Origin of the sequence: Aquiflexum sp. (assembly GCF_041751335.1) — a bacterium.
Lineage (GTDB): Bacteria > Bacteroidota > Bacteroidia > Cytophagales > Cyclobacteriaceae > Aquiflexum.
Window position 1 is genome coordinate 1 of sequence record NZ_JBGSXS010000309.1, and the last position, 13,945, is coordinate 13,945.

Annotated in this window: 7 protein-coding genes; 1 reads left to right on the plus strand and 6 read right to left on the minus strand. The window is 40.2% G+C overall.

Annotated elements, in window-relative coordinates:
• Positions 1 to 102: 102 nt before the first annotated feature.
• From ACEW8U_RS17450 to ACEW8U_RS17475, 6 genes are all read right to left on the minus strand, one after another.
• Entirely contained in the window at positions 103 to 285 is a 183-nt protein-coding gene (locus tag ACEW8U_RS17450) for a hypothetical protein (RefSeq protein ID WP_373523340.1), read from the minus strand.
• 23 nt (positions 286 to 308) lie between these two features.
• Positions 309 to 1,430: a glycoside hydrolase family 43 protein gene (locus ACEW8U_RS17455; RefSeq protein WP_373523341.1), complete on the minus strand. Its 1,122-nt coding sequence runs from the start codon at positions 1,428 to 1,430 to the stop codon at positions 309 to 311.
• Positions 1,431 to 1,770: 340 nt separating this feature from the next.
• A complete protein-coding gene (locus ACEW8U_RS17460; protein WP_373523342.1) occupies positions 1,771 to 3,639 on the minus strand; it encodes a glycoside hydrolase family 2 protein in 1,869 nt (622 codons plus the stop codon).
• A 175-nt stretch (positions 3,640 to 3,814) separates the two neighbouring features.
• Complete coding sequence (locus ACEW8U_RS17465; RefSeq protein ID WP_373523343.1) at positions 3,815 to 4,882, minus strand: family 43 glycosylhydrolase; 1,068 nt, start codon at positions 4,880 to 4,882, stop codon at positions 3,815 to 3,817.
• A gap of 75 nt (positions 4,883 to 4,957) precedes the next feature.
• Positions 4,958 to 6,487 carry a RagB/SusD family nutrient uptake outer membrane protein gene (locus ACEW8U_RS17470; protein ID WP_373523344.1) on the minus strand — a complete coding sequence of 510 codons (1,530 nt, stop codon included), beginning with the start codon at positions 6,485 to 6,487 and terminating at the stop codon, positions 4,958 to 4,960.
• 21 nt (positions 6,488 to 6,508) lie between these two features.
• Positions 6,509 to 9,565: a SusC/RagA family TonB-linked outer membrane protein gene (locus tag ACEW8U_RS17475; protein WP_373523345.1), complete on the minus strand. Its 3,057-nt coding sequence runs from the start codon at positions 9,563 to 9,565 to the stop codon at positions 6,509 to 6,511.
• A 256-nt stretch (positions 9,566 to 9,821) separates the two neighbouring features.
• On the opposite strand from ACEW8U_RS17475, the gene ACEW8U_RS17480 reads away from it, so the two are divergent.
• The gene (locus tag ACEW8U_RS17480) at positions 9,822 to 13,940 is read left to right on the plus strand and encodes a two-component regulator propeller domain-containing protein (protein ID WP_373523346.1); all 4,119 of its coding nucleotides are present in this window, start codon (positions 9,822 to 9,824) and stop codon (positions 13,938 to 13,940) included.
• Positions 13,941 to 13,945 lie beyond the last annotated feature (5 nt).

The window sequence follows — 13,945 nt, forward strand, 5'->3', positions numbered from 1 at the left end:
GAAATAATCTGTCAGAGTTTTTTCTTTTATGATTCTCATACGCAGCAAAGATAATAAAAGATACCTAATATGGTAACTTTTTGTTTTCGCATTATATGTTTGCTAATCCGTTCCCAAATCCAAAATCGTTCGGTCAATTTCATCCCGAAGTTGGGGATCAACTTTAACCTCGTCGGCAAAAGTTTTCCATTGATTCACAGTGTGGTTGATTTGGTCAATGATGTCATGGGCATGTTTGCAACGGATAGAATCACCGACCGTGCAGATTTCAATACATTTCTCCATTAAAATAATTGTGTCCTTAAATTCTATCGCTGCGAAGTAGTCGGCCCATGAACTTCGAGTTTCCCGGTTTCATCTATGGTCATGCGGTCGATAAAAACCAATCGCTCATGCCCGGTTTTTTGGGTTCTTCCATGATAGACTGCATACATTTCTTTCCTATCAGAAGAAAACAATACAGAGTTATGTCCTGTCCCGGTCACTTCACCTCCTTGGGACGTATTCTTTTCTATTACCGGGTTGTTTCCGGCTTTCTCAAAGGGTCCCAAAGGAGAACTGCCCGTAGCATAACCTACAGCGTAATGCTCGCCACCAAAATGGTTTGCCGAGTACATGATGTAGTATTTATCATCATACTTGAAAGTGAAAGACCCTTCTGTCCACCTTCTGTTTACTTCACCGCTTGTTACTGACCTGGATTCCCATTCAGCTTGTTTGTCATCCATTTTGACCGGTGGCCTAAGAAGCAATACAGGCTCACCGATGACACCCGAAAAATCAGGATTTAGTTCTACCCCATATACCCAACTTTCTTCAATCTCTTCAAATAGGCCTTTACTCTTTGCCCAATCAGCAATTTCAGAATCTACTGGATGCTTGTAACACGCCCTTGAATAATAAAGATAGAATTTTCCATCATCATCTTTATATACATTGGCGTCAATAATGGGATACCCAGGATCGAAGAGAGGTTCATTTTTCATATCTACAAATGGTCCTGTTGGAGCATTTGCAACGGCAACTCCTATTTTAAAATTCTCTAAATCATTTTCTGGATTCACACGCCAATCTGCACTGTAAAACATATAATAGCGATCATCAAATTTATAAACCTCCGGGGCCCAAAAGTTGGCAACACTCCATGAATCAACAGTATTGCCATAAAATACCTGACCTTTTTTCTCCCAATTTTTGAGATCTTCGGAAGCGTAAACTACAAACCCATCCTTGGCGCCTGCACCTGTCCCGTACATGTAGAATTTCCCATTACCATCGTCAAGAATATAGGGGTCACCAAAAGCCACATTTAAAGGATTATCAAATTCCTCCAATAACTTGCCACTATTTTCTTTTTTCTCCTGACATGCATGCAATCCCAATGAGACCACCAATGTCAGTTGGATAATGGTATTGAATTTTAATTTCATAGTACAACATTTTTTTTGATTATCTGACTTCTTGTCAATTTCAGGTTATGGAAAAGATTCACATCATACCTGAAAAATTTCAATGGCTAAGGTCCCTTTAGGGACATAATATTGGTAAAATAAACGATCAATCGAAGGGAATTTGTGCCTTTAGGTACAACATATATTCCGTACCTAAAGGCACGGAAACCCACTAAAATCAAACTCTTGCTACCCATATACAGTCCCTAAAGGGACATTTCCTTCATCCAGAAGGATTATTGAATAGAAATGTAAATTTCTAACTGTTCTTTAAATTTGACAAAGTAGGGCTAATAAGAAAATAATAACCCTTGATTTTTCATCGGTTCAGATTGACATTGATTTTGTAAAGTTTTTCGTGAAGGTCTTTCAGCCACTTTTCATCAAACTTGATTACTTTCCTGTCATAGGTCATCAATCCGTTGATCTCAATTTCCACGTCAGTGGTCTGGGTGTAAACAGCTGCAGACAGACCCATAGGGATCAAGCTTTCCATAGTTTCAATCAATTTTGCATACCTGTCAGCCAATTCCTTTTTACTTTTGAAACTCTGGTATCCCCAATTGTCCTTTTCCTGCCAAGTATGGTTCTCTACAGGAAGACCCAGCCCACCAAACTCTCCCAAAACGATAATATTATCCTTTCCGTAAATCCCGGGGTCCGGCATCACTGCTTCAGGGTAACTGTGCAGGTCTATCATGTCTCCGTTGATTTTTGCTCCATCCATGATGAAGTTCCCGCCGCTAGCAGAATTCACCAATCTCGTGGGATCATATTTTTTTGTCCATGCTGTAATTTCCCTTGTCTTAAACTGACCCCAGGCTTCATTAAAGGGTACCCAAACAACAATGGAAGGAAAATTGTAATTTGCGTCGATTATGGCTTTCCACTCTTTTTTGAAAATCTCTTCGGATTCAGCAGTCCTGTCTCTTTCAGTTCCTTTTCCGACAATGCCCAGGCGATGTTCCCAAGCATTCCCATGGTCGCCGTTAGGCATATCCTGCCATACCAACATACCCATTTTGTCACAGTGGTAATACCACCTTGCCGGTTCGACCTTTACATGCTTTCGGATCATGTTGAAGCCCATTTCCTGGGTTTTGAAAATATCAAAAACCATGGCCTCTTCTGTAGGTGCTGTGTAAAGTCCATCAGGCCACCATCCCTGGTCCAAAGGTCCATATTGGAATACAAACTTATTGTTGAGTAACATGCGCTTGATCCCGTTGGAATCATACCCCATGCTGATTTTTCGAATGGCAGCATAACTTTTGACTTTGTCCAAGGTGCGGTTTCCATTCAACAATTCCACTTCCAAATCATACAGAAATGGAGATTCCGGTGACCAATGTCGGGCATTGGGAATAGCTAACTCCAGTTCTCTCCCTGCATCCTCAATACTTTCCGCTATTTTATTGCCTGCTGCAAATACGCTGACTTTTAGTTTTGTTCCCGTTGCACTTCCGATAAGCTCGGGTTTGATTTTTATGCTGTTACTATCAAAATCAGGAGTAGTCTTCAATGAGGAAATAAAAGTTTCAGGAACGGTTTCTAACCATACTGTCTGCCAGATTCCTGTAACTGGGGTATACCAGATGGAATTAGGTTTTTTCACCTGCTTTCCTCTTGGCTGCGGCCCGTCATCTGATGGATCCCAAACTCTTACAGTAATCTCCTGTGATCTGCCTCTTTTCAGTGCGCCGGTGATATCAAAATAAAATGGATCATAACCACCTCTATGAATTCCTAAAGATTGTCCATTGACAAAAACTTCAGTTTCCCAATCTACCGCTCCGAAATGGATTAAGACTTTACCTTTTCTCTGGCTATTGCTGATTTCAATTTTTCTAAAATACCAAAGCTCATTGTCTTTCCCTACAATTTTGCCTACTCCCGAAAGTTGGGATTCGACTGGGAATGGTACTGTTATTTTTCCTTGAAAATTCTCAGGAATATTATTGCCTTTGGTCAAAATTGCATATTCCCATTGGCCATTCAGGTTGACCCAACTTTCCCGCTCCATCTGAGGACGGGGGTATTCTGGATGAGGCAAATTAACATTCACCTTTTCTGACCAAGGACTTGAAATGGCAGGAGAGGAAAGTTTATCCTCCTGGCCGAACACCAACATTTGGGTTATTAAGAAGATAAAACATAAAATGACAGTTTTTTGGATGTTTAAGTGCATATGTTTTAAGGGTTAAATCATATTCAATTCATTAAATAATGAGTCATTGATTAAAGCTTGAGAAATGGAAATTCAGTTTATTTCAAACATTAAAGAAGAATCTCTAAACTTGATTTTTTTTGAAAGCTATTTTTTTTGACTTAGGGGAAAGAGTTTCAGTTTTCTTTACCGGATGTTAATTAAAAACAGGAGCAGGCTTGGTGGCAAGACTTGGCATTCCTGCTTCGATTTGGGGCCATCCATCCTGCCAGGAAATCCTGTCCAGCATTAATGGTCTTCGGCTGGCACCGTTTTGCAAAAGAGGATTATTTTTGGGAATGGCATGATACAACATCCAATCCTTGCCTTCATCATCAGTCATTACATGACCATTGTGTCCTGGACCAGCAAACCCATAATCCACATCATTTCCTCTGAGGATGAGTTCACCATAATTGCCATCTGCAATATCATTTCCGCTTTTGTCCAGGTATGGACCTAAAATATTGTCAGAGATGGCCACTTTTACCCTGTAGGTACTGTTTGCCCCATCACAGCAAGAGCCTTCAGAACCGAAATAGATATACTTCCTGTCCTTTTTCAAAACATAAGAAGCTTCCAGATGGGTATGTCCAATTTTCACCTTTTCCCCTTGGATGGATTTGCCGTCACCGGAAAGTTCCACGGCATAAATACCATGAAAACTCCCCCAGAAAAGATACTTCTTGCCTTCATCTTCGATAAAAAATGCATCAATGGAGTTGTCCACGCCGATTTCTTTGGAAAGAAACAATTTGCCCTGATCTATAAATGGCCCCTCGGGCTTCTGAGCAATAGCCAGTCCGATACCCGGATTGGGATCTCCCCAGGTAGAATAAGAATAGTACATAAAATACTCCTCTCCTACTTTGGCAACATCCGGAGCCCAAATTCCCCCATCGTTTTTCCAAGTTGGTTTGGTCTGAAATGCATTGCTTACAAATTCCCAGTTGACCATATCTTTGGACCTAACTATAGGAACTAGCTTGTGTCCACCCTCAGTCCCCCAGTTATCCTCTGTCCCATAGGCATAGAAATATTCACCTTCTTTTAATACTGATGGGTCAGCCAAAACAGGTGAAAAAACAGGATTGACATATGTTTTTACTACTTTGGGATTCTCATCAACTCCATTTGGTACATCAGTTTGATTTTCATTGCAGGCCACACAGGCGGTCATGCAAAACCCTGATACCAAGAGTATGATTTTTAGATAATTTTTCATTGAACTTATTTTATTAAATATTTTGAAAGAGAGCAGCATAACTTTGCTGCTCCCTATTTCAATGGATTTGAATGATTACCAACCGGGATTTTGGCTTAAACTTTTATTGATGTCCAAATCCCTCTGTGGAATAGGCAAAAACTCATGCCTTCCAACCTGGAAGTTATTGAATCCGGGATCCCTTTGTGCCAAACCTGGCCCAACATCTCCCCAACGCACTAAATCTGCCCATCTATGACCTTCACCCATTAGCTCCAACAATCTTTCATGTTTCAATTGCTCCAAAAACTGAGTTTTGTTCAATCCAGGCCTAGTTTGTGATAAAGGTGCCAAACCTGCTCTTTGCCTTACCCTGTCCACTAAAGGGTAGGCTTCTGCTGTTTTTCCATTCTCATTTAAGACCTCTGCGTACATCAACAATACATCTGCGTATCGGATAAACCTATAATTGTTAGGTGAGCGATAACCTTCCTCATTTCTCCAATGGTCATTCAGAAATTTTCTGAACCAAGCCCTTGGATTTTCAGGACCATATCTTTGGGTAAATGTCTGCCCATAGACCATCGTAAAATCCGGACCTCTTTCGTCCGTATTTGAAAATAACAATGATGCTGCTAATCTTAGGTCCCGATCACCAGTTGTAGTTTGCTCCTGCAAGAATTCATTGATGATCCATGTTCTGGCCTCAGCATCAGACCAACCGATTCCCGGAGGTGCCAAAAACTGTGAAATGGAAGTGCCATAATTATGGTTAGGGGTTGCAACATCATCATCTGTCACTTCCGTGGGGTTGATGGTAAACTGCCATTCAAATACAGATTCAATATTGTTTTCAGTATCAATTACAAAGTTATCCCTGTAATTAGGGACAAGGTTGTACACACTTGCACCTTCTCCTGTGACCAGCCATTGTAGCGGTTGTTCTGCTTCCAGATTTTTACCTTGCTGCATCAATACTTTGGCAAGAAGTGCATTTGCAGCACCTTTGGTCGCCCTGCCCAAATCCGAATTTGATCCATATCTCACCGGTAATCCTGAAATAGCCAATGCCAAATCACTTTCAATCTGTGCCCATACTTCTGCCTGACTAGAAGTCGGTGGCAAGTCTGTTGGCTTGGATGTTTCCAGCATCAAGGGAACGTTTCCCCAAAGCAAAGCCAAATTGTAATAGTAATAGGCCCTTAGAAAATAAGCTTCTCCAAGCAATCTGTTTTTTAGATCTTGGTTCATTTCGATATCAGGAACATTATCCAAAACCTGATTGGCTCTGAAAATACCAATGTAACAATCTCTCCACACATCTATCACAGGGCCAAAATTGTAATCTGGCTGTATAAATCCACCAAAGGCATTGGCCAAATCTGACCAAGGACTGCCACTGTAGCCTTCATCAGACCTGGTAATGTATAACATGGGCATCCATCTGGAAAACCCTCCTCTTGCGAAAGTACTGTAGATGGCGTTGACGCCTTGTTCTGCATCAGTGGCATTCTGCCAGAACACTTCTACGGTTGGCTGATTGGGATTGGTAATGTCCAGATTTGGGTCACAGGACAAGACTCCCACAACACTTGCCATCAATATATATTTTGCTAATTTTTTCATAACCTTAAATTGTTGATCAGATTAAAACTCAAGTTGGAAGCCTACAGAATAAATCCTACTGGCGGGCCAGTTTCCATTGTCAAAGCCTCTTTCAAGGATACCGTTGCCAGTTACATCAGGATCCAATCCACTGTATTTGGTGAAAGTCAGCAGATTTTGACCACTGATAAAGATCCTGGCATTTTGCACATTCCATCTCTGCATTATGGTGGGAAGGAAATTATACCCTATTTCAAGGTTTCTCAACCTGACATAAGAACCGTCTTCCAACCACCTGTCGCTTTCCAATCTTGCATTGTCGATCAATCCCGGGTCTCCTACTGAAACTCCTATTCTTGGGTCAGATGTATTGGTGTTATTTGGACTCCATGGATTAAGGTCATTTCTGAAATTGGTGTTCTGATAGCTGTCCAACTCCCTTCTTACTCCATTCATGATCTGATGGCCGAATACGCCGATCCACTGCATGTTGAAACTGAAGTTTTTGTAAGTGGCATTGAACTGTGCACCTGTCTGTAAGGTCGGCCAAGGAGATCCTTGAAAAGTCCTGTCCTCCTGATTGATTTCACCATCACCATTGATATCTACAAAGCGAACATCACCCGGTCTGGCGAATGGTTGGATAACCTGTCCATCACCATTTCGGTAATTGTCCACTTCTTCCTGGCTTTGGAATAGCCCGTCCGTTTGTAATACATACCATTCTCCCAAAGATCTACCCAATTGTGTCCTGGTGATACCGGTTTGGATATAATTGACTCCTTCACCTAGATTCCCGATATCCACTACCCTATTCCTGATGGTTGTAAAATTACCGGACACATCCCACTTGAATTCATTTTTCCGGTTTCGGTAAGTTGCTTCTACCTCTATACCTGTATTCCTAATGGAAGCTGCATTTACAGCCGGTTCACCACCTAGATTACCCAAATACCAAGCGATAGGCAAGTTTACCAAGACATCCTTCGAAAGTGAATTGTAGTATTCCGCTGAAATGGTGAAGCTATCCTCAAAAAATCCCGCATCGAATCCAAAGTTTTGACTCATTCTTCTTTCCCATCCCAAATTTGGATTGGCCAATCTTGCCTGGGTAGCACCTACATAAGCTGCTTGATCAGGTCCAAAAATTGCTCTCGGATTGGAATTTAAAAAGCCGATATAATCCCATGAACCTACGGTCACAATTCCCAACTCACCATAGGAGGCACGGAGTTTCAAATCCGAAATGACATTTGATTCAAAAAAGCTTTCATCCCCTATTCTCCAAGCACCTGCAATAGATGGAAAAAACCGAGACCTGTTTCCTTCTCCGAATCTGGAATCCGAATCGTACCGTCCGGTAAGTGTCAGAAGGTATTTATCTGCATAGGTATAATTTACCCTACCGAGGTAGCCGGATATAATGTATTGCTGTGGAATAAATCCATCCGCTATTGCCTCTCCTGTTGCTGAGCTGACCGTATTCAAATAGATTCCATCAAAAGATTGGAGATCGGTACTGCCTGCAGACAAAATTTCCATTTTGGTTCGTTGTTGGGAATGTCCTACCACACCATTGAATACATGTTTATCAATGGTTTTATTGAAATTTAAGGTATGTTCCAAAAGGAAACTTGAAAACAAGCCCCTGTTTTCAATGATATTAGTCGGTGCAGCAGGTTGGTTGAAATGCCATTCTCCTGCTCTTCTCATGCTCTTGTTATGGTCGAAACTCAATTCAGCACCTGCATTGAATCTGTAAACCAAACCCTCGGTAAGGTCCACATCTACATAGGCATTTCCCACAAGTTTTGCAAAATTACTCCTCAAACTGTTGATGGCATTGACTGCAACAGGATTCCACGCATAAGTGACCGCATCAGTAGTTCCTTTGCCCCATCCGTCAGGATTTGCATTTGAAATAAACCTATCGCCCTGAACCGGAATCACCGGTAACATTTGGGGCATATCATAAAAAGAATTGCCTGTACCGGGAGATCGGGAAACAGAATTTGTGAAAACCATATTTTCCCCAAAAGTCACCCTTCCTTTTTTGTTTCTGGTGTTGATTCTGAATGCAACCCTTTCAAAATCAGTACCGATCAGAACTCCTTTGTTTTTGAAAAAACTTCCTGAAATCAAATAGCTACTGTTTTCTGCTCCACCAGAAAGGGTCACGTTATAATCCTGGGAATTGCCCATCCTAGTTCCTTCTTTGTACCAGTCCGTATTGATGGATGGGTCAAACTGGGTTGATACACTGGAAGGGGGAGTAAGTCCTGAATTGGTGAACTGCCTCCGCTGCATTTCTGCAAAATCAACATTGTTCATCATATCGTAACCTTGTGGCAATTGTTCAACACCATATTTGGCTGAGGCTGTTACCCGGGCAGCACCTTTTGCACCTTGTTTTGTGGTAATGATAATTACACCATTAGCTGCCCTGGAGCCATAAATGGCCGCAGCAGATGCATCTTTCAAAATTTGTATGGTTTCTATGTCATTTGTATTTAAGGTAGGGTTGGCATCTGCAATCATTCCATCAATCACATAAAGCGGATTGGAATTGATAAAGGAGGCCACTCCCCTGATTTCGACTTGTGGACCCTGACCCGGTGCTCCACCTGTCCTTACCGAAACTCCGGGAGCCAATCCCTGCAAAGTTTCTCCCACAGAAGCTGCCAGTATTTTATTGGAGTTTTCAGTTTTGACCACAGCTGCTGCTCCTGTCAAGTCCTTCTTCTTGATAGTCTGATACCCGATTACTACAACTTCCTCCAAGTCATCCAGATTTTCCTCCATTTCCAAATCAATAATAGACCTGCTCATAACAGGTATATCCAGCGTGGAAAATCCAATAAAAGAGATAAGGAGTGATGCTTCAGGACTTGAAACTTGAATGGAATATTTTCCATCCATGTCAGTCACTGTGCCATTGGAGGTGCCTTTTTCCAAGATAGTTACCCCGGGAAGGGATTCTCCAGTTGATTTTTCTATAATTGTACCCCTTATCTGTACAGGCGACTGTGCCATTAAGGGTACAATGCTACAGCAGGATATAAATATCCAAACTGATCCAATGAGTAATATTTGTTTCATAAAACATTTTGGGATTAATGTTAATTTAATTGATTTTACAACCTTCCCTTCAATGGATGGAAGAAGATGAATGGATCAAAAGAATTCAGATAGATTGCCTTTCGATCATTGTTTAAAGCTAGAAGAATTAAAAAGGAGACATTAGAACAAATCCAGCAATCTTTTGCAAAAATCCTTCAAATTCCGTGTTTTGAAGTTTATGTATTATTTTGAGATGGAATTTTTCATTTAATTGGTATGGAAAATAGATGAAGGGATGAGACCAAATTTGGAAAAGAGGAGATTTATGAAAATCAGTAGCGGTGTCAAGTTAAAAACTGGTTATTTAGTAAGATTCATCATGGGATGCATTATTATTTTTTTGCCCATATCATCTGTGTTTAGCCAACAATATGATTTCAAAAATATTGGGGTGGAAAATGGACTATCACATAATACCGTTTTTGCTATCTATCAGGATAAGACTGGTTTTATGTGGTTTGGCACCAAAGATGGTCTCAACAGGTATGATGGTACGCGATTCAAAGTCTTCAAAAACAATCCTAAAGATCCCCACAGTTTGGGAAATAACAATGTTCAATCCCTGTATCAAGATGCATCAGGGAATATTTGGGTAGGAACAAATGATGGTATTTTTATCTATCATCCGGATTTAGAGTCTTTTGATCAATTTGAAGTAAAAGACCAAAACGGCAATAACATTTGGGGACAGATTCTGGAAATCCGGGAAGATCTTCAGGGAAATATCTGGGTTGCCTCAAGCTCATCTGGCATTTATAGATTCAACCCTTCCGAAAAGAAACTCTCACATTACTATCACAATCCCAATCAAAAGGGAAGCCTTGCATCAGGACCTGTTTCTGCCATGGTCATCGATGAAAAGGGAACCGTTTGGATAGGGGTCTTGGGAGGGGGAATACAAAAATTCATTCCTGCCAATGAGACTTTTTACGAATACCAGGATGCTGATTTTAACTTGAAAAATGAACAGATTTTGGATCTATTCGACCATGGCCAGGAAATTCTGATAGGCACAAAAAACGGTGGGTTAAAAAAACTTTCCAAGCTAACCGATCAAATCGAAGACGTATTGGTGAAAGATGAGGAGAACAATAGCCTTTTTGTAAGGAACATAGGGAAATACAACAATCAACAAATCTGGATCTGCACTGAGCGTGGAGTTTATCTTTACGATATTACCTCGGGAGGATACCGACATTTGTATCAAAATGATGATGACCCCTATTCCTTATCTGACAATGCCATTTATTCGATATTTAAGGACAAAGAAGGTGGAGTTTGGTTAGGGACTTATTTTGGAGGTTTAAATTATTTACCAAACCATACAACAGTTTTTAATAAGTTTTACCCCGTCAACATTGAAAATTCAATTTCAGGTAAACGGGTCAGGGAATTTGTGGAAGACAAAAATGGGTTCATCTGGATTGGAACTGAAGACAAGGGATTGAGCCAATTTGATCCAAAATCGAATCAATTCAGGAATTTTTCTCCTGAAAAGAAAGCTAATACCATCAGCTACCATAATATCCATGGTTTGCTGATTTCGGGAACTGAGCTATGGATCAGTAGCCATAGTCAAGGCCTAAAACTGGATGTGCTCGACTTGGAGAGTTATAAGATCCGAAGGTTTGATCAATCCCATCTCCAAAATCCATTGTTTGACAGTGATATTTTTTCAATAGCCGAAGACAGTAATGGCAACAAATGGTTTGGGACAATCAGTGGTGCTTACAAGCTGTCCAAAGATGAAGGTGCTTTTCAATTCGTAGATGCTATTGGAATCAACTTTATCCATGATATTATTGAAGACCACTTGGGAAATCTTTGGTTCGCTACGATCAACAATGGCTTGTTCAGGTATGATCCAACTATTGAAGATGTAAAACATTTTTATCCTGATAAATCGGTGGAAGGTTCAATTCCGGGTACGGCAATTGTAAACCTTTTTGAGGATAGCAAAAACCGACTATGGGTTGCTACAGAGGGATTTGGCCTCTGCCTTTTTGATCCAAATTCTGAAACTTTTAAAATTTATGATACTGAATCAGGACTTCCTTCCAATACAATTTATAAAATTTTAGAGGATGACATGAATTATCTTTGGTTCAGTTCTGGAAATGGTTTGGTAAGATTCCATCCGGAGAAATCCAGTGTAGAGGTATTCACCAAATCCAATGGGCTGCTATCAGATCAGTTCAATTATAAATCCGGTATCAAATCTTCAGATGGAACCATTTACTTCGGATCGCTTAATGGATTTGTGGCTTTTGATCCAAAGACATTTACGCTTCAGAGCACACATCCTGATATCAGGTTGACTGGCATTAAGCTTTTCAATCAGGATATACCTATAGGACAAAAAGGATCTCCCCTAAAACAATCTATTACCAATACCAAGTTAATCAAGCTTAACCATGACCAATCGAGCATTTCATTGTCATTTATAGCCCTTGGCTATACCCTTTCGGAATCCTGGAAATATGCTTATATCATGGAAGGGCTGGAAAAAGAATGGAATGAAATTGAGAAAAACCAAGAAGTCAGTTACCTCAACCTTTCACCCGGAAAGTATAATTTTCGTGTCAAGACCATTCAATCTGACAATAAATTCAGTGAAGGGGAAGCAAATCTAGAAATTATCATCAGCCCTCCTTTATATTTTTCACCTTTGGCTTATTTCCTATACGGGATAATCATTTTGCTGATTTTCATCTGGATGATCAATCTTTATAAGCAACGAATTTCCAATAGACATTTGGAAAACATCAAGCTATTGGAAGATGAAAAACAAAAAGAAATCTATCAGGCCAAGATTGAATTTTTCACCAACATTACACATGAAATCCGAACACCACTTACATTGATCAAGGGACCCTTGGAAGTAATCCTCCAAAAAAAGGAAATCCTTAATGAAACTGTCTTGGAAAATCTATTGATCATGGAAAGGAATTCCAACCGTCTGATCAATCTGAGCAATCAGTTATTGGATTTTAGGAAAACGGAAAAGAGAAGCTATAAACTCAATTTTATTTCCACCGACATCCATCAATTGATACTTGAACTTCATTATAGGTTCAAGCCTATGGCTATCCAAAATGATATTGAATTCGACCTCGCCTATGAACCTGCTGAATTTTTTGTGGATATAGATAAAGAAGAAGTCACCAAAATCCTGAGTAATCTTTTTTCGAATGCTTTGAAAAATGCCAACAAATCTGTCAGCATCTATCTGGACAAAGGGTCTGATAATGTTACTGATTTTGAGATTACTGTATGCAATGATGGAAATATCATAGAGGAATCACTCCGCGAAAAGATTTTCGAACCTTTCTACCAAATTAATTCAGAGGATTTCAATAAACCTAAGCAAGGTACCGGTCTGGGACTTCCACTCTCCAGGTCCTTGGCTGAAATGCACAGTGGAAATCTATTTTTCAATCCTTCATTCAAGGAAGGATTCAATTCCTTCACTTTAAAGTTGCCCAAAATTCAAAAAGAAGCCATACGAATCAGGGAAATCATTGAATCGGAAGATCTTCTGATGTCCAATGAATTAATAGACGAGAATGAAAAGGACACTACTAAAGAAAACAGCAAGCCGGGAATTCTTCTTGTAGAAGACAACAAAGAATTGCAGAAATTTATGAGTGGGAATCTAAGACAGGAATACCAAATTTACAAAGCAGGAAACGGAAAGCAAGCATTGGAAATTTTGGACCACAAGCCTGTCGACTTGATCATTTCAGATATCATGATGCCCATCATGGATGGGATGCAGCTTTGCAAAGAGGTGAAATCCAAACTGGAATACAGTCATATTCCTGTCATCCTTCTGACGGCCAAAAGTAATCTCCAGTCAAAAATAGAAGGGTTGGAAATGGGTGCTGATGTATATATTGAAAAACCTTTTTCGCTGGAATACCTGATGTTACAAGTCAAAAACTTATTGCATTATCGGGATCAGATCAGGAAAAATTTCGCCAGTTCTCCGATCTCCTTACCTGGCACCATTGCCCATACAAAAGCAGATGAGATATTTCTCAATCAGGCCAATAAATTGATTCAAACCAATCTATCCAACGAGCTTTTTGGTGTCAATGAACTTGCCGAAAACCTCAATCTCAGCCAAAGCAGTTTATTGAGAAAATTTAAGGGAATAGCCAAAATGACTCCCAATGAATACATCAGGATTGTTAGACTCAAAAAAGCCGCTGAAATTTTGAATCAGGGAATCTATTCCATTTCAGAAGTGAGTACGATGGTGGGCTTTAATTCCCCAGGTTATTTTTCAAAATGCTTTTTGAAACAGTTTGGGGAGTTGCCGAGGGATTATCATAGGATCGGAAACGAGTAGACTCA